This is a genomic window from Lysobacter sp. Soil_N_23, assembly GCF_057656135.1.
On record NZ_JBDGKY010000001.1, the window covers coordinates 347999 to 365211 of the forward strand.

Genomic DNA, 17213 nt, shown 5'->3' on the forward strand with positions numbered 1-17213 from the left:
AGGACGACAGCGCCTCGCCTGGCGTTCTACACTCGCCTGGTTCGACAACGCGAGGCGCGCCGTGATCCCAGGCTGGATTCTGCTGCTGGTGTCGGCGGGTTACGTCGGCGTGCTGTTCGTGGTCGCCTACTACGGCGACCAGCGCGACTTCACGCCCAAGGCGCGCTGGATGCGCCCGGCCGTGTACTCGCTGGCGCTGGCGGTGTACTGCTCGTCGTGGACGTTCTACGGCGCGGTCGGCACGGCCGCCCGCACCGGGCTGGGCTTCCTGCCGATCTACCTGGGCCCGCTGCTGATGCTGGCCTTCGGCTGGCGCATCCTGGAGCGGCTGGTGCTGATTTCCGGGCAGAACCGCATCGTCTCCATCGCCGACTTCCTGTCCTCGCGCTACGGTCGCGCTCCAGGGCTGGCAGCGCTGGTCGCCGCGGTGGCGCTGACCGCGGCCGTTCCCTACGTCGCCCTGCAGTTCAAGGCGGTGGCGATGAGCGTGGAAGTGCTGGCCGACGTGCCCAGCGACGCCGGCCTGCTCCAGGACCCGGCCTTCTATGTCGCCCTGCTGCTGGCGGTGTTCGCGATCCTGTTCGGCACGCGCCAGATCGATGCGACCGAGCATCACCGCGGCATGGTGCTGGCGGTGGCGCTGGAATCGCTGGTGAAGCTGCTGGCGTTCCTGGCCATCGGCCTGTTCGCGCTGTTCCACCTGCCCGGCTTCGGCTCCCTGCCCGACCGCATGGTGCAGGCGGCCAGCATCGTCACCGCGCCTGGCGTGCCGGCCGGCTTCGTCGCCCAGACCCTGCTCGCCTTCGCCGCGATCGTCTGCCTGCCGCGCCAGTTCCACGTCGCCGTGGTCGAGTGCCAGGACCCGGCCGACCTGCGCTCGGCACGCTGGATGTTCGGCGGCTACCTGGTGCTGATCTCGCTGCTGGTGGTGCCGATCACGCTCACCGGCCAGGCCCTGCTCGCCGGCACCGGCACCTCGCCGGACACCTACGTGCTGTCGCTGCCACTGGCGCTGAAACAGGAATCGCTGGCGCTGATCGTCTACATCGGCGGTTTCTCGGCGGCCACCGGCATGGTCATCGTCGCCAGCGTCGCCCTGGCGACGATGGTCAGCAACGACCTGATCGTGCCCCTGCTGCTGCGCAGCGGCGCGTTGCACGAAGGCCAGGGCATCGACCGCCAGGTGCTGTGGGTGCGTCGCATCACCATCGTCGCGCTGGCGATGATGGCCTACGCCTATCACCGCGGTTCGGCCTATTACGGACGCGCCGGTGAGGACACGCTCGCCCAGCACGGCCTGCTCGCGTTCGCCGCGGTCGCGCAGTTCGCACCGGCCTTGATCGGCGGCCTGTACTGGCGCGGCGCCAGTCGCTCCGGTGCGTTCGCCGGCCTGTTCGCCGGCACCGTGCTGTGGCTGTACACGCTGCTGCTGCCGGCGCTGGCGCGCGGTGGCTGGTTCGGCTCGGGCTGGCTCGAGCATGGCCCGCTCGGCGTGGACTGGCTGCAGCCGGAGCAACTGTTCGGCCTGCACGGCTGGGACCCGCTGACCCATGGCACGTTCTGGTCGCTGTTGTTCAACGTCGGCGTGTTCCTGTTCGTGTCGGTGCGGCAGCGCCCGCGCCTGCAGGAGCAACTGCTGGCATCGCCGTACCTCGACCCCTACGTGCAGCGCCCCGCGCTCGGCCCGGGCGGCTGGGCCGGCAGCGTGCGCGGCAGTGAACTGCTGGCGCTGGCCGAGCGCATCGTCGGCGAGCGCCACGCCCGCCGCGCCTTCGAGGAGTACGCGCAACAGCAGGGCCGCCCGTGGCAACCCGAACAGCCCGCCGACCGCGCGCTGGCGCAGTTCACCGAGCGCCTGCTGGCCTCGGCCATTGGCGCCGCCTCGGCGCGACTGACCCTCACCACGGCCCTGCGCGGTTCGGGCATGGAACTGGGCGAAGTGGTCGCGCTGCTGGACGAGGCCAATCAGGAACTTCGATTCAACCGCCAGATCCTGTCGACGACGCTGGAGAACATCAGCCAGGGCGTCAGCGTGGTCGACTCGGAGATGCGGCTGGTTGCCTGGAATCGCCGCTACCAGGAGCTGTTCGAATACCCCGATGGCATGCTCTACGTCGGCCGCCCGGTCAGCGACCTGATCCGCTGGAACGCCGAACGCGGCGAGATGGGCCCGGGACCGACCGAGGCGCAGGTACAGCGCCGGCTCGCGCACCTGCGCGCGGGCGCGCCGCACGTGTTCGAGCGCGTGCGCGCCAATGGCCAGGTCATCGAGATGCGCGGGCGTCCACTGCCCGGCGGCTACGTCACCACCTACAGCGACGTGACCGACTACAAGCGCGCCGAACAGGGGTTGCGCGAAGTCAACGAGACGCTCGAACAGCGTGTGGAACTGCGTACCCGCGAGGCCGAATCGGCGCAGCAGTCGAAGACGCGGTTCCTGGCCGCGATCAGCCACGACGTGCTGCAACCACTCAATGCGGCGCGGCTGTTCGCCAGCGCGCTGCGCGAGACGCCCGACGCGGTCGAGCAGGCGCGCCTGGCCGAACGCGTCGATGCATCGCTGCGCGCCGCCGAGGACCTGCTCGACGGCCTGCTCGACATCTCGCGACTGGAAGCCGGCGCACTGCGCGTGGAGATCGTCGACTTCGACGTCAACGAACTGCTGCGCGAACTGGTCGCGCAGTACGCCCCGGTCGCTTCCGGTCGGGGTCTGCAGTTGCGGGTGCGCGCGCCGGACCGGCCGCGGCCGGTGCGAAGCGACCGTCGCCTGCTGCGCCGCGCGCTGCAGAACTTCCTTGCCAATGCGCTGCGCTACAGCCGCGAAGGTGGCGTGCTGATCGCCGCGCGCATGCGCGAAGGCGCGGTCGAACTGCAGGTATGGGACACCGGCCCGGGCATTTCCGAGCACCACCTGACGCAGATCTTCGACGAGTTCCGGCGCTTCGAAACTCCGGGTGTCGGTGGCGAACGCGGTCTCGGACTGGGCCTGTCGATCTGCCAGCGCATCGCGCGCACGCTCGAGCATCCGCTGCGGGTCCGCTCGCGGATCGGGGTGGGCAGCGTGTTCTCGATCACGGTGCCGTTCGGACGGGCGATGTACGCCGCGCCGCTGCCGGAGCCGCACCTGGTGGTCGGCGGCGACTCCCTGGCCGGCCTGCGCGTGCTGTGCGTGGACAACGACCGCGAGATCCTCGACGGCATGCGCAGCCTGTTGCAGCGCTGGGGCGTGACGGCGCTGACCGCCGCCAGCGCCGATGAGGCGCTGGCGCTGCTGGTCGAATGCCCGGACGTGGCCCTGGTGGACTATCACCTGCATGACCGCCTCGACGGCCTGGGCGTGATCGACGAACTGCGCATCCAGTGCGGCCGCAACCTGCCGGCGGCCCTGCTGACTGGCGATGGCAGCGATGCACTAAAGCTGGCGGCACGCGAACGCGGCTGCCGGGTGCTGACCAAGCCGGTGAAGCCGGCATCGCTGCGAGCGTTCCTGGCGGCGCAGCGGCAGGTGGTGCAGGCGTAGGCCTCCGGTGTAGGAGCGAGCTTGCTCGCGATTTGCGGTCCCGAGGCGGGAGCGTTGATCGCGCCGGACAGGTGGGTCGCGAGCAAGCTCGCTCCTACGGGAAGTGGTGCGGGTACCCGCCAGGTCGAGGTTCCTGCGGTCCGTGCACGCCCGTCAGTCGCACGGTCCCGCGGTCAGTGCCACGAAGCGGCGCTGCATTTCCTGTGGCGTCACGTCCTCGATGCTGTGGCCGATGTTCCAGCGGTGGCCGAAGGGATCGCGGACGACGCCGGAGCGTTCGCCGTAGAACTGGTCGCGGGCGGGCATCACCAGCGTCGCGCCGGCCGACAGCGCCTGCGCGATCACCGCGTCGGCGTTGTCGACGTGCACGTGCAGGGTCACGCTGCTGGAGGCCGCCGGGTCCGGGGCGAGGATGTCGTACTCGGGGTACTCCTCGCACAACATCAGCGTGGTACCGGCGATCGACACCTCGGCATGGCCGATGCGGCCGCCGGCATCGACCAGGCGCAGGGTTTCGCTGGCGCCGAAGACCTCGCGGTAGAAGTCGATGGCCGACTGCGCATCGCGGACACACAGGTAGGCAAACAGTTCGCGGGTGGACATGGCGGACTCGCGGCAGTGGGTGTGCGTGGACCTTAGGTCGGTGCGGCGCCCGCGTCTTGAAGGAAATTGACCATGGCGACGTGGGCCTCGCCGCGCACCGGCGCCCGCTTGTACACCTGCGGCGTCATCCCGGACAGCTCGCGGAACTCGCGGTTGAAATGCGCCTGGTCGCTGTAGCCGGCGTCGAAGGCGATGTCGGCCAGGCGTTGTCCGCGCGCGAGCAGCCGCAGCGCGTGGCGGAACCGCAGCACGCGGGCATAGGCCTTTGGCGCAAGGCCGGTCGCCGCGCGGAATCGCGCCAGCAGCAGTCGATGGCTGCAGCCGCTGGCCTTGGCCAGTGCGGTGACGGCCATGCCCTGCTCCAGGCCCTGCATCGTCTGCGCGATGGCCGGATGCATCGCGCGAACCGGACGCAAGCGCGCCAGCAGTGCCTGCTCGAGCAGCGCGACCTGGCCTGACGGGTCGTCGCAATCGAGCAGCTGTGTGTGCAGGCGCTTGGCGGCGTCGCCCCATAGCGCTTCGAGCGGGGTGTGGTTGGCGGCCAGCGCGTCTGCGCCGCAACCGAACAAAGCCTGGGCCGCACCGGGTTGCAGGATCACGCCGACCGAACGCGAGGCGTGCGTGGTGTCCTTGACGTAGAAGCCGGCGCGCGTGCCGGCCACGACAGCGTCGGCGATGATGTCGCCACGCGCGTCGTCGGGATCCCGGTACAACCGCAACGGTCCATCCAGACGGATCGCCAGGTGCATGCGCGTGCACGGGAGCACGTGCTCGCGCGATGCGAAGGCCTGCGCGGGCGCAGTGCTCGCCCAGACCGCCTCGACGTACGGTCGCAGTGCAGGGTGCGGGCGGCGGAGGCTCATGGGGCGGAGAGTACACCCGTGGGGTTCACGGGCCGGCGAACTGGCGCGGGGGCGGGAGGCGAAGGCGAGAGCAACTGGGTCCCGGCTTTCGCCGGGATGACGTCAGGTGATGACGTCACGGGATGGCGACAAAGGCAACGACGCTGGGTTCCCGCCTTCGCGGGAATGACGGGGTGAGGGGGACGGGGTGCAACGGCGGCGTGAGGGGACGGCGTGAGGGGACGGCGTGCAACGGCGGGTGAGGGGCGGCGGGCTACTCGACCTCTTCCGGCGGCGGCACGATCGCGCTGGGGTCCAGGGCGAGGCGGCCGGCGATCAGCACGGCCTGGGTGCGGTTGCTGGCGCCGAGCTTGCGCAGGATCGCGGTGACGTGTGCCTTCACCGTCGCCTCCGATACGCCCAGCTCATAACCGATCTGCTTGTTGAGCAGGCCGGCGCCGAGCATCTGCAACACGCGGAACTGTTGCGGCGTGAGGTCGCGCAGGCGCTGCGCGGCGTCGTGCTCGTCGGCGTGCGCGGCCGGTGCGGACAAGGCCGCCGCCGGTGCCCAGCGGTCGCCGTCGAGCACGCGCGTGATCGCCTCGCCGAGCGTGGCGGCGTCGGCCGATTTGGGAATGAAGCCGACCGCGCCGTGGTCGAGCGCGCGACGCATCACGGTGGGCTCCTCGCGCGCCGACACGACCACGATGGGCAACTGCGGATGCAGTGCGCGCAGGTGCACCAGCGCGCTGAAGCCCTGCGCACCGGGCATGTTCAGGTCGAGCAGCAGCAGGTCGGCATCGGGCTCGGCCTCGACCAGCGTGTATAGCGCATCGACGCTGTCGGCCTCGCGCAGCTGCGCCTCCGGCAGCACGCGCGCGACCGCACCGCGAAGCGCTTCGCGGAACAGCGGGTGGTCGTCGGCGATCAGCAGGGTGGTCATGCGCTCGGGTCAGGGCACGCGGCGTTCGTTGACGAGGCTTTCCACCACGCTCGGGTCGGCCAGCGTGCTGGTGTCGCCGAGCTGGTCCGGGGCGTTCTCGGCGATCTTGCGCAGGATGCGGCGCATGATCTTGCCCGAGCGCGTCTTCGGCAGTCCCGGCGCCCATTGCAGGTGGTCGGGCGTGGCGATCGGTCCGATTTCCTTGCGCACGTGCGCGATCAGTTCCTTGTGCAGGGCTTCGGTCGCCGCCTCGCCGGCGATCAGGGTGACGTAGGCGTAGATGCCCTGGCCCTTGATGTCGTGCGGGAAGCCGACCACCGCCGCTTCGGCGACCTTCGGGTGCGAGACCAGCGCGCTTTCGACTTCGGCCGTGCCGATGCGGTGGCCGCTGACGTTGATCACGTCGTCGACGCGGCCGGTGATCCAGTAGTAACCGTCGGCATCTCGGCGGCAACCGTCGCCGGTGAAGTACATGCCCGGGTAGGTGCGGAAGTAGGTATCGATGAAGCGCTGATCGTCGCCGTAGACGGTGCGCATCTGGCCCGGCCAGGAATCGAGCAGGACCAGGTTGCCCTCGGCCTCGCCTTCGAGCAGCTTGCCATTGGCATCGACCAGCGCCGGCTGCACGCCGAAGAAGGGCTTGGTCGCCGAGCCCGGCTTGAGGTCGATCGCGCCGGCCAGCGGCGTGATCAGGATGCCGCCGGTTTCGGTCTGCCACCAGGTGTCCACGACCGGGCAACGCGAATCGCCCACCACCTCAAAGTACCAGCGCCAGGCTTCGGGGTTGATCGGCTCGCCGACCGTGCCGAGCAGGCGCAGCGACGCGCGCGAGGTCTTCTTCACCGGCTCGTCGCCGTCGCGCATCAGCGCGCGGATCGCGGTCGGGGCGGTGTAGAAGATGGTGACCTTGTGCTTGTCGATCACTTCCCAGAAGCGCGACACGCTCGGGTAGTTCGGCACGCCTTCAAAGACGACCGCGGTCGAACCGTTGGACAGTGGCCCGTAGACGATGTAGCTGTGGCCGGTGACCCAGCCGACGTCGGCGGTGCACCAGTAGATGTCGTCGTCGCGCAGGTCGAACACCATCTCGTGGGTGTAACTGGCGTAGACCAGGTAGCCGGCGGTGGTGTGCAACACGCCCTTGGGCTTGCCGGTCGAGCCGGAGGTATAGAGGATGAAGAGCGGGTCCTCGGCGTTCATGCGCTCGGGCGCGCACTCCTCCGACTGGCCGTCGACGACGGCGTCGTACCAGCGGTCGCGCGGCATCTGCATGTCGACGGCCGAGCCGGTATGGCGCACCACCAGCACCGTCTCGACGGTGTTGGTGCCGGGCATCTTCAGCGCCGCGTCGACGTTGGCCTTGAGCGGCACCTTCTTGCCGCCGCGCAGGCCTTCGTCGGCGGTGATGATCAGCTTGCTGGTGCAGTCGGCGACGCGGTCGGCGATCGAATTCGGGGCGAAGCCGCCGAACACCACCGAGTGGATCGCGCCGATGCGGGCACAGGCGAGCATCGAGACGATCGCCTCCGGGATCATCGGCAGGTAGATGGTGATGCGGTCGCCCTTGCGCACGCCAAGCGAGCGCAGCGCGTTGGCCAGCTTGCACACCCGCGCATGCAGGTCGCGGTAGGTGATGTGCTCGGCCGGCTGGGTGGGATCGTCATGCTCGAAGATCAGCGCGGTCTTGTCGCCGCGCTGCGCCAAGTGACGGTCGAGGCAGTTGACGCTGGCGTTGAGTTCACCGTCCTCGTACCAGCGGACGTGGAAGTCGTCGAGCTGGTAACTGACATCCTTGACCCTGGTCGGTGCCTTGAACCAGTCCAGGCGCTGCGCGACCTTGCCCCAGAACACGTCGGGCCGGTTCACCGATTCGGCGTACATGCGCTCGTACGCCTCGCGCGTGACCCGCGACTTGGCGGCGAATTCGGGATCGACAGGATGGACGACGGCGGGTTGGTTCATGGCGTGCTCCGGGACAAGGTTCTGTCGGGGTGTCTGGCGGGTGGCGGTCCAGTGTGCCGCATTCACCGTCAAGCCTCATCCCGGCGGGTGTAGACGATAGTCGTAATTGGCGATTATCGAGCCTCTCCTACGACCAATGGGGAATGGTTGTGCAGCGCGATGCGCCAGCAGGCTGGCCGCAGCCGCGCATTGGGTGCGGCGTTCCATTGGGAGGGAATCATGTCCGCAATCATTGCGTCGTCGACGAGGAAGGCCGCGACCGTGCGTCGCCGCCCGCTCGCCGCCGCCCTGCTGGTCGCGCTGGCGTTGCCGGGGATGGCATTCGCGCAAACCGCGAAGGAAAAGGAGCTCGAAGCGCGCGTCGCCCAGCTCGAAGCCATGGTCAAGCAGCTGGTGTCGCAGCAGCAGCAACAGCAAAGCCAGATCAGCGAGGTCAAGACCGTGCAGGCCACCGCACCGGCTGCCCCCGCCGTCGTGACCGCCGGCGCAGCCGCCGGAACCCCTGCGGCGCCGGCCAAGCCGTCCATCCAGACCGCGCCGATCATGGCCACGGCCAACCCGGGTACGCGCTTCAGCTATGGCGGCTTCATCAAGCTCGATGCCTCGCTGACCCAGACCAACGACGGCGATATTGCCGACGGCACCGTCGGCCGCCTGTTCTATGTGCCCAAGGCGATCCCGGTCGGCGGCGGCAACACCGACGAGGGCGGCTCCGACACCGACATGGGCGTGAACTTCTCGCGCTTCTGGTTCGGTGCCGACACCGACCTGGACAGCGGCGACAAGCTCAAGGCCTACCTGGAGTTCGACCTGTTCGGTGGCGGCAGCACCGCCTTCACCGGCAACGAGATCGCCACCAACACCTATGCGCTGACCCTGCGCCAGGCCTACGTGCAGTGGAACAACTGGCTGGCCGGCCAGACCTGGACCAACTTCCAGGACACCGCCGCCCTGCCCGACACGGTCGACTTCCTCGGCCCCACCGAAGGCACGGTGTTCGTGCGCCAGGCCCAGTTGCGCTACACCAACGGCCCGTGGTCGTTCTCGATGGAAAACCCGGAGACGGTGTACACGCCGTTCAACGGCAACATGGCGCAGGTCTCCGGAGACGACGGCCCGGCACCCGACTTCACCGGCCGCTACACCTTCAAGGGCGACTGGGGCCACTTCGGCGTCGCCGGCCTGGTGCGGCAACTGCGCTTCCAGAACGGTCCGGCCAACCAGGAATCGGAGGAGATGGGCTACGGCCTGAGCGTCTCGGGCAAGTTCAACCTCGGCAAGAACGACGACCTCCGCTACATGGTCACCGGCGGCAGCGGCATCGGCCGCTACATCGGCCTGGCGCTCAACAACGACGCCGTGCTCGATTCCACCGGCGAGCTCGACAACATCGACGTTGTCGCCGGGTTCGTAGGCTGGCGCCATGTGTTCAACCCGAAACTGCGCACCAACATCTTCTACTCGCGCGCCGACTACGACCAGGACACCGACCTCACCGGCCTTGGCATCACCAAGGGAGCGCAGTCCGGACACGTCAACGTGATCTATACCCCCCTGCCCAAGCTCGATCTCGGTGCCGAGCTGATCTGGGGCCAGCGTGAACTCGAGAACGGCGACCGCGGCGACCTCAATCGCCTGCAGACGCACGTGAAGTACAACTTCTAAGGGGCGACGAACAAATGTCCACCATCACCGCAAACTCCGGCAATCCAGCCGCGCTGACGCAGGGGCACAAGAAGGTCATCTTCGCCTCCAGCCTCGGCACCGTGTTCGAGTGGTACGACTTCTACCTGTACGGCTCGCTCGCGGCGATCATCGCCAAGCAGTTCTTCTCCGGCCTCAACGACACGAGCGCCTTCATCTTCGCCCTGCTCGCCTTCGCCGCCGGCTTCGCCGTGCGACCGTTCGGCGCGATCTTCTTCGGCCGCATCGGCGACATGATCGGCCGCAAGTACACGTTCCTGGTCACGATCGTGATCATGGGCCTGTCGACGTTCCTGGTCGGCATCCTGCCCAACTACGCCAGCATCGGTTTTGCCGCACCGGCCATCCTGATCCTGCTGCGGTTGCTGCAGGGCCTGGCACTGGGCGGCGAGTACGGCGGCGCGGCGACCTACGTCGCCGAGCATGCGCCGCACGGCAAGCGCGGCCTGTACACCAGCTTCATCCAGACCACCGCGACGATCGGCCTGTTCCTGTCGCTGCTGGTGATCCTGGGCGTGCGCACGTACCTGGGCACCGAGGCGTTCGAGGCATGGGGCTGGCGCATTCCGTTCCTGCTGTCGATCATCCTGCTCGGCGTGTCGGTGTGGATCCGCCTGCAGCTCAACGAGTCGCCGCTGTTCCAGCAGATGAAGGCGGAAGGCAAGACCTCAAAGGCACCGATCACCGAGAGCTTCTTCACCAAGAACGGCAAGATCGTGCTGCTGGCCCTGCTCGGCGGTACCGCCGGCCAGGCCGTGGTCTGGTACGCCGGTCAGTTCTACGCGATGTACTTCCTGACGCAGTCGCTGAAGGTCGACGCCACCACGACCTGGCTGCTGATCGCAGCGGCACTGGCGATCGGCACGCCGTTCTTCGTCTTCTTCGGCTGGCTGTCGGACAAGATCGGCCGCAAGAAGATCGTCATGGCCGGTTGCCTGATCGCCGCGCTGACCTACTTCCCGCTGTTCAAGGCGCTGACCCACTACGCCAACCCGGCCATCGCCGAGGCCAGCACGAATGCGCCGGCCGTGGTCCATGCCGATCCGGACACCTGCTCGTTCCAGTTCGACCCGGTCGGCAAGAAGGTCTTCTCCAACTCGTGCGACATCGCCACCGCGGCGCTGGCCAAGGCGGGCGTGCCGTACACGATCGAGGCGGCCCCGGCCGGCACCGTGGCCAAGATCACCGTCGGTTCGGTCGAAGTGCCAGGCTATGAAGGCGCGGGGCTGAGCAAGGAAGACGGCAAGGCCAAGGGCGATGCGTTCACGGGTGAGCTGAAGGCGGCGCTGAAGGCCGGCAGCTATCCGGAGAAGGCGGATGACGCGCGCATCAACAAGCCGATGGTGCTGCTGGTGCTGACCATCCTGGTGCTCTACGTGACGATGGTCTACGGCCCGATCGCGGCGTGGCTGGTCGAGCTGTTCCCGACCCGCATCCGCTACACCTCGATGTCGCTGCCGTACCACATCGGCAATGGCTGGTTCGGCGGCTTCCTGCCGACCATCGCCTTCGCCCTGGTCGCGGCCACCGGCAACATCTACTACGGCCTGTGGTACCCGATCGTGATCGCGCTGATGACCTTCGTGATCGGCTCGCTGTTCCTGCGCGAGACGAAGGATGTGGATATCACGCAGTAACGCTGCCTCTCTCGTCGTAGTGCGGTGACGACAACGCCGGCCCTGGGCCGGCGCTGTTGTTTCTGGTAGCTCGTCATCCCGGCGAACGCCGGGATCCATTCTGCTTCTGAGCCAGCGTCCAAGAGCTACGTCCTTGGATTCCCGCCTTCGCGGGAATGACGAGCACAAAGCAACGACGCTGGGTTCCCGCCTTCGCGGGAATGACGGGTGGCAGGGCGGCGGCGGCGTGTTCGCCTTCGCGGGAATGACGGTCTTCTAGCTCTTCTTCGCGCGCGCGAACGCCGCCGCCAGCGCGTTGTTCGCCGGTGCCGGCGCCTGTTTCGGCACCTGCGCACCGCGACCGCCATCGCGACCGCCACGGTTCGCGTTCGGCCGCGCATCGCGATCCTCGCGCGGACCACGCGGCGCCGGAGCGCTGTCGTCCAGGCGGCGCGTCAGTGCGATGCGCTTGCGGGCCACATCGACCTCCAGCACCTTGACCTTGACGATGTCGCCAGCCTTGACCACCTCGCGCGGATCCTTGACGTACTTGTCCGATAGCGCCGAGATATGGATCAGGCCATCCTGGTGCACGCCGATGTCGACGAACGCGCCGAATGCAGCGACGTTGCTGACCACGCCTTCCAGGATCATGCCTTCGCGCAGGTCCTTGATGTCCTCCACGCCGTCGGCGAAGCGCGCTGCCTTGAACTCGGGACGCGGGTCGCGGCCCGGCTTCTCGAGCTCCTTGAGGATGTCGCGCACGGTCGGCACGCCGAAACGCCCGTCGGTGAACTGCTCCGGCTTGAGGCCGCGCAGCAGTGAGGCATCGCCGATCACCTGCTTAACTTCGCGACCGCACTGCTTGAGGATGCGCTCGACCACCGGATAGGCCTCCGGGTGCACCGAGGATGCATCCAGCGGCTGGTCGCCGTCGCTGATGCGCAGGAAGCCGGCGCACTGTTCGAAGGTCTTGTCGCCCAGGCGCGGCACCTTGAGCAGCTCCTTGCGGCTCTTGAAGGCGCCGTTGCTGTCGCGGTAGACGACAATGTTCTCGGCCACCGTCGACGACAGGCCGGACACGCGCGTCAGCAGCGCCGCCGAGGCGGTGTTGACGTCGACACCGACGGCGTTCACGCAGTCCTCCACTCGCGCATCTAGCGTGCGCGCCAAGCGGAATTGGTCGACGTCGTGCTGGTACTGGCCCACGCCAATCGCCTTGGGCTCGATCTTGACCAGTTCGGCCAGCGGATCCTGCAGGCGTCGTGCGATCGACACCGCGCCGCGGATCGACACGTCGAGGTTGGGGAACTCCTTGGCCGCGAACTCTGACGCCGAGTACACGGACGCGCCGGCCTCGCTGACCACGATCTTCTGCATCGACAGCGTCGGTGCGAGCTTGATCAGGTCGGCGGCCAGCTTGTCGGTCTCGCGCGAAGCAGTGCCATTGCCGATCGCGATCAGTTCGACCTGGTGCTTGACGCACAGCTGGCGCAGCAGCGCCAGCGACTGGTCCCATTGGCGCTTGGGCTCGTGCGGGTAGATCGTCGCGTGGTCGACGAACTTGCCGGTGCGGTCGACCACGGCGACCTTGACGCCGGTGCGCAGGCCCGGATCGAGGCCGAGCACGGCCTTGGCGCCGGCCGGTGCGGCGAGCATCAGGTCCTTGAGGTTGTCGCCGAAGACATCGATCGCTTCGGCTTCGGCCTTCTCGCGTGCCTGCGCGAACAGGTCGAGCAGCAGGTGCAGGTGCAGCTTGGCCTTCCAGGTCAGGCGGCAGCAATCAATCAGCCACTTGTCGGCCGGACGGCCCTGCGCCTTGATGCCGGCGTGCACGGCGACGCGTCCTTCGGCCTGCAGGTGGCCGGCAGCGGCATCGGTGCCCGGGTCGAGGTCGAGGAACAGGAACTCTTCGCGACGGCCGCGGAACAGCGCGAGCAGGCGATGCGAGGGAATCTTCGCCAGCGGTTCGGCGTGGTCGAAGTAGTCGCGGAACTTCTCGCCGGCCAGCTCCTTGCCCTCGGCGACGCGCGCGCGGATCACGCCGACTTCGTGCAGCCAGCCGCGCAGCTCGCCGACCAGGGCCGCGTCCTCGCCCCAGCGCTCCATCAGGATCGCGCGGGCGCCATCGAGCGCAGCCTTCACGTCGGCCACGCCCTTCTCGGCGTCGATGAAACCGGCGGCGAATTCTTCCGGCACCTGCGTCGGATCGGCCAGGAGGCCTTCCGCCAGCGGCTCCAGGCCGGCCTCGCGCGCGATCTGCGCCTTGGTGCGGCGCTTGGGCTTGTACGGCAGGTACAGGTCTTCCAGGCGCGACTTGCTGTCGGCCGCCTCGATCTCGCCGCGCAGTTCGTCGCTCAGCTTGCCCTGCTCCTCGATGCTGGCCAGCACGGCGGCGCGGCGGTCCTCGAGTTCGCGCAGGTAGGTCAGGCGCGTCTCGAGGTTGCGCAGTTGGGTGTCGTCGAGGCCGCCGGTGACTTCCTTGCGGTAGCGCGCGATGAACGGCACGGTCGCGCCTTCGTCGAGCAGGGCGATGGCGGACTGGGCCTGTTGCGTCTGGGCGCCGATTTCCTCGGCAATCAGGCGGGCGATCTTGCCCGCGACCTGGGCGGCGACTTGCTTGTGATCCTGCATTGCATCCAATCGTGAAAACCCGGAGATCCGGGGAGAAGGCGATTGTCGCAATGCGGGCGCTGGCGCGTAACCCGTTGACAGGGCGGCGTTGGAGTGCGTGCGCCCCCGCAGCCCTGTTCAGATGCGCTCCCTCGCCATGGCATGATCCGCGCATGCGCCGACATGCCCTTGCCTGGTTGTGCTCGTCCACCCTGCTGCTTGCCGATATCGCGTCCGCCGCGACGCCGGAGCGTGCACTGGTGTTCACCAGAACAACCGGCTGGCGGCATACGTCGATACCGACTGCGGTGGCGACGCTGCAGCAGCTGGCAACCGAGCAGGGGCTGGGAGTCGACCACAGCGAGGATGCGGGCGACTTCAACGCCGCCAACCTGGCGCGCTACAAAGTGGTCGTGTTCGCCAACACCACCGGCGACATTCTAGATCCCGGACAGAAGCTTGCGCTGCAGGCCTTCATGCGCGGCGGTGGCGGCTATGTCGGCGTGCATTCGGCCGCGGACACCGAGCACGCGTGGCCCTGGTACGGGCATCTGGTGGGTGCTTACTTCAAGTCACACCCGCCGGGCCTTCAGTCAACGCAGGTGCGTCCGGAACCGGACGGCGCAGCCAACGGCACACCCTGGCCCATCCGCGACGAGCTGTACAACTTCGACGGCAATCCGCGCGACCACGTACGCGTGATCGCCACTGTCGACGAGTCGCTGTACGCAGGCGGCACCATGGGCAAGGATCACCCGATCAACTGGTGCCACGAGTTCGAAGGCGGTCGCAGCTGGTATACGGGCCTGGGCCACGACGAAGCCGTGTACGCCGATCCGAACTTCCTCGAGCAGTTGCGGCGCGGTCTGCGCTATGCGACAGGCACGTCGGACGACTGTTGAACTGGGCCAGGCGGAGTCAGGTCAGGGATCAGACAGGGCATGAGCTGCGCAAATGTGCCAGGCGCCTACGAAGCTCGCGCATGGATTCCAGCACTGCTTCGAGCTGCAGCGGCAGCTTGAACAGGCTCATCAACCCGAATGCACAGACCATGGCCACGATCACCGCGACGGCAGCAGGATTGCGTAGCGAGGCGTCGGTGAGCTTCATCGGCGGGATCCGCGGGGAGGAGTGCGGAGCGCACGATGCGCGCGGTGCTCATTGCGCAGATGACCCCTAAGTCACGCGCAATCGGACTTTGCGTTGAATGGTGGGTTGGGCGCGCTGAAGCGTTGGGGGCACAGGCCGCCCGAAGATGGCCCGCTTCTTGCGTAGGAGCGAGCTTGCTCGCGATCGGGCTAGCTCGTGAGCGGGATGTCCCTCGTCAGCGCGGGTGGTTCGCGAGCAAGCTCGCTCCTACGGGCTACAGCAGCAGATCGAGCTTGTCGCGATGGCTGCGCGACAGCTTCAGCTCCTGCCCGCAGTCCAGGCGCAGGTAGCCTTCGCCGTTGGTGTGCGGGCGCATTTCGACCACTCGGCGGGCGTTGACTATCGTCGAGCGGTGGATGCGCGGGAAACGCTGCGGGTCCAGCTGCTTCTCGAGGTCGCGCATGGTCGCGCGCAGCACCAGCGTTTCGCTGTCGGTGTGGATGCACATGTAGTCGCCGGCGGCGTCGATCCAGCGGATGCTGTTGAGATCGACCCGGACCGTGCGTCCGCCATCGCGCACGGCGAGCTTGTCTTCGCGGCGCAGCTGTTCGAGCGCGTCGGGCTTGAGGGCCTCGTCGAGGTCGAGCATGGGGTGCCCGCTGAGCTCGCTCAGCAGGCCCAGCAGGTGCGCGCAGTGGCCGCTGGCCTCGCGTTGCGAATGCGCCTGCCGGACCTTGGCCAGCGCCTGGTGCAGGCGCGCGTCGTCCACGGGCTTGAGCAGATAGTCGGTGGCGGAGGCTTCGAACGCGCGGATGGCGTAGTGGTCGTAGGCGGTGACGAACACGACCAGCGGCATCTCGACCGCGGGGATGCTGCGCAGAGTCTCGAAGCCGTCCATCCCCGGCATCTGCACGTCGAGGAACATCAGGTCCGGGCGGTGCTCGCGCAGGCCGGCGATCGCGGCGACGCCATCGCCGTACTGGCCGACGAGCTCGATGTCGGCGTGGTCGGCGAGGCGGATCTCCAGGCCGCGCCGCGCCAGTGGCTCGTCGTCGACGACGATCGCACGCAGTTTCGTCGTCGCCTCAGCCGCCTGATGCGCGCCGTTGCCGTTGTGCTCGCGCTCGGTTCTTGCCCGGTCCATGCTCACTCACCGATCGTCTGGGAGGTTTCGAACGGCAGGCGCAGCGTGACTTCGATGCCGCGCTCGCGGTTGCGCACGCCGAAACCGCTGGCCTCGCCGTAGAGCACGCTCAGGCGCTCGCGCGTATTGCGCAGGCCCACGCCCTTGCCGGCCGGCAACTGCCCGCCCTCCAGGCAATCGCAGCCCGGACCGTCGTCGATCACGCGCAGCACCAGCTGCGGCCCTTCGCGCTCGGCCTCGATGCGCAGCAGGCCGCCGGCGATCTGCTTGGCAACCGCATACTTGATGGCGTTCTCGACCGGCGGCTGCAGCAGCAGGCTGGGCAGCAACGCGCGCCAGCAATCCTCGTCGATGTCGGTTTCGATGCGCAGGCGCTCGGCGAAGCGGATCTTCTCGATGTCCAGGTACAGCGTCAGCGCATCGAGCTCCTGGCGCAGCGTCACGCGCTGCATCGGATCGTTGTCGAGCGAGTGGCGCAGGAACGCCGACAACCCCTGCACCATGCGGTTGGCGGTGGCGTTGTCGCGGTCGAGGATCAGCGTCGAGATGGCGTTGAGCGTGTTGAAGAGGAAGTGCGGGTTGAGCTGGTAGCGCAGCATCTTCAGCTGCGCCTGGTGGGCCATGGTGCGGGCAGCCAGCGCGCGCCGGGTTTCGTCCTGCAGCTGGCCGTAGTACTTCACGCCCAGGTACAGGCCGACCCAGGCGAGCACCACATAGATGTAACTGAGCGCATAGGCGACGTAGGCGGCGCGATTGGCCGGGACGCAGGTGTCGCAGAATTCGATCAGCACCGTGCGCGTGGTCAGGTCCATCACCGCCGAGCTGGCGAGGATCGGCAGCACCATCACCATCATCAGCCGCCGCGGCGGCAGGCCCCAGCAGGCGCGCAGCAGGTAGCGCAGGCCGAGCGTGGCGATCGCGCCGGTGGCGGCTGCGGTCAGCGGCACGATCCAGTAGCCCGATGGCTTGCCGTGGGCGATGGCGGACAGGTAGCCCAGCGAGAAATAGGCGATCCAGCCGCCGAGGTGGAGCAGCCAGAACAGGTGCTGGCGAGGCAGGTCGAGCGGGTGCGATGCAGCAATGGCCATGGGCACGGCGGGTCTGGCGGTACAGGTCACCGATGCTACGCCTGGGCGGGTGGGGGGCTGGCAACGGCTTGGCGCGGGATCGGCTCGGT

12 protein-coding genes are annotated in these 17213 nt (G+C 68.1%); 4 read left to right on the forward strand and 8 right to left on the reverse strand.

Annotation, left to right across the window (positions count from 1 at the left end; all coding sequences use genetic code 11):
- Positions 1 to 61 precede the first annotated feature (61 nt).
- Positions 62 to 3520, forward strand: a complete 3459-nt coding sequence (locus AC3A3X_RS01515; RefSeq protein ID WP_487581279.1) for a PAS domain-containing hybrid sensor histidine kinase/response regulator — start codon at positions 62 to 64, stop codon at positions 3518 to 3520.
- Between the two features lie 153 nt (positions 3521 to 3673).
- Here the strand turns inward: AC3A3X_RS01515 and AC3A3X_RS01520 are convergent, their stop codons facing one another.
- The 4 genes from AC3A3X_RS01520 to acs all read right to left on the reverse strand — a co-directional run bounded on the left by AC3A3X_RS01520 (position 3674) and on the right by acs (position 7870).
- A complete protein-coding gene (locus tag AC3A3X_RS01520; protein ID WP_487581280.1) occupies positions 3674 to 4123 on the reverse strand; it encodes a VOC family protein in 450 nt (149 codons plus the stop codon).
- A gap of 32 nt (positions 4124 to 4155) precedes the next feature.
- A complete protein-coding gene (locus AC3A3X_RS01525) occupies positions 4156 to 4986 on the reverse strand; it encodes a helix-turn-helix transcriptional regulator (protein WP_487581281.1) in 831 nt (276 codons plus the stop codon).
- A 253-nt stretch (positions 4987 to 5239) separates the two neighbouring features.
- On the reverse strand, positions 5240 to 5908 hold the full coding sequence (locus tag AC3A3X_RS01530; protein ID WP_487581282.1) for a response regulator: 669 nt from the start codon (positions 5906 to 5908) through the stop codon (positions 5240 to 5242).
- Positions 5909 to 5917: 9 nt separating this feature from the next.
- The gene (acs, locus tag AC3A3X_RS01535; RefSeq protein ID WP_487581283.1) at positions 5918 to 7870 is read right to left on the reverse strand and encodes an acetate--CoA ligase; all 1953 of its coding nucleotides are present in this window, start codon (positions 7868 to 7870) and stop codon (positions 5918 to 5920) included.
- Between the two features lie 219 nt (positions 7871 to 8089).
- On the opposite strand from acs, the gene AC3A3X_RS01540 reads away from it, so the two are divergent.
- Positions 8090 to 9535 (forward strand): DcaP family trimeric outer membrane transporter, encoded by a 1446-nt coding sequence (locus tag AC3A3X_RS01540; RefSeq protein WP_487581284.1) that lies wholly within the window; start codon positions 8090 to 8092, stop codon positions 9533 to 9535.
- Between the two features lie 14 nt (positions 9536 to 9549).
- The gene (locus AC3A3X_RS01545) at positions 9550 to 11211 is read left to right on the forward strand and encodes an MFS transporter (protein WP_487581285.1); all 1662 of its coding nucleotides are present in this window, start codon (positions 9550 to 9552) and stop codon (positions 11209 to 11211) included.
- 255 nt (positions 11212 to 11466) lie between these two features.
- On the opposite strand, the gene AC3A3X_RS01550 is transcribed toward AC3A3X_RS01545, so the two are convergent.
- Positions 11467 to 13824: a Tex family protein gene (locus AC3A3X_RS01550; RefSeq protein WP_487581286.1), complete on the reverse strand. Its 2358-nt coding sequence runs from the start codon at positions 13822 to 13824 to the stop codon at positions 11467 to 11469.
- Positions 13825 to 13976: 152 nt separating this feature from the next.
- On the opposite strand from AC3A3X_RS01550, the gene AC3A3X_RS01555 reads away from it, so the two are divergent.
- Entirely contained in the window at positions 13977 to 14705 is a 729-nt protein-coding gene (locus AC3A3X_RS01555; protein ID WP_487581287.1) for a ThuA domain-containing protein, read from the forward strand.
- Positions 14706 to 14733: 28 nt separating this feature from the next.
- Here AC3A3X_RS01555 and AC3A3X_RS01560 read toward each other — a convergent pair whose 3' ends face one another.
- The 3 genes from AC3A3X_RS01560 to AC3A3X_RS01570 form a co-directional block, all read right to left on the reverse strand.
- Positions 14734 to 14913: a hypothetical protein gene (locus tag AC3A3X_RS01560; RefSeq protein WP_487581288.1), complete on the reverse strand. Its 180-nt coding sequence runs from the start codon at positions 14911 to 14913 to the stop codon at positions 14734 to 14736.
- 253 nt (positions 14914 to 15166) lie between these two features.
- A complete protein-coding gene (locus tag AC3A3X_RS01565) occupies positions 15167 to 16036 on the reverse strand; it encodes a LytR/AlgR family response regulator transcription factor (protein ID WP_487581289.1) in 870 nt (289 codons plus the stop codon).
- A gap of 2 nt (positions 16037 to 16038) precedes the next feature.
- Positions 16039 to 17124: a sensor histidine kinase gene (locus AC3A3X_RS01570; RefSeq protein WP_487581290.1), complete on the reverse strand. Its 1086-nt coding sequence runs from the start codon at positions 17122 to 17124 to the stop codon at positions 16039 to 16041.
- Positions 17125 to 17213: the final 89 nt, after the last annotated feature.

What these genes read in the sequence shown, in the direction of transcription:
- AC3A3X_RS01565 (WP_487581289.1), bottom strand. Translation starts at nt 16,036, where the DNA reads ATGGACCGGGCAAGAACCGAGCGCGAGCACAACGGCAACGGCGCGCAT.
- AC3A3X_RS01555 (WP_487581287.1), top strand. Translation starts at nt 13,977, where the DNA reads ATGCGCCGACATGCCCTTGCCTGGTTGTGCTCGTCCACCCTGCTGCTT.
- AC3A3X_RS01570 (WP_487581290.1), bottom strand. Translation starts at nt 17,124, where the DNA reads ATGGCCATTGCTGCATCGCACCCGCTCGACCTGCCTCGCCAGCACCTG.
- AC3A3X_RS01520 (WP_487581280.1), bottom strand. Translation starts at nt 4,123, where the DNA reads ATGTCCACCCGCGAACTGTTTGCCTACCTGTGTGTCCGCGATGCGCAG.
- AC3A3X_RS01560 (WP_487581288.1), bottom strand. Translation starts at nt 14,913, where the DNA reads ATGAAGCTCACCGACGCCTCGCTACGCAATCCTGCTGCCGTCGCGGTG.
- acs (WP_487581283.1), bottom strand. Translation starts at nt 7,870, where the DNA reads ATGAACCAACCCGCCGTCGTCCATCCTGTCGATCCCGAATTCGCCGCC.
- AC3A3X_RS01530 (WP_487581282.1), bottom strand. Translation starts at nt 5,908, where the DNA reads ATGACCACCCTGCTGATCGCCGACGACCACCCGCTGTTCCGCGAAGCG.
- AC3A3X_RS01540 (WP_487581284.1), top strand. Translation starts at nt 8,090, where the DNA reads ATGTCCGCAATCATTGCGTCGTCGACGAGGAAGGCCGCGACCGTGCGT.
- AC3A3X_RS01545 (WP_487581285.1), top strand. Translation starts at nt 9,550, where the DNA reads ATGTCCACCATCACCGCAAACTCCGGCAATCCAGCCGCGCTGACGCAG.
- AC3A3X_RS01525 (WP_487581281.1), bottom strand. Translation starts at nt 4,986, where the DNA reads ATGAGCCTCCGCCGCCCGCACCCTGCACTGCGACCGTACGTCGAGGCG.
- AC3A3X_RS01550 (WP_487581286.1), bottom strand. Translation starts at nt 13,824, where the DNA reads ATGCAGGATCACAAGCAAGTCGCCGCCCAGGTCGCGGGCAAGATCGCC.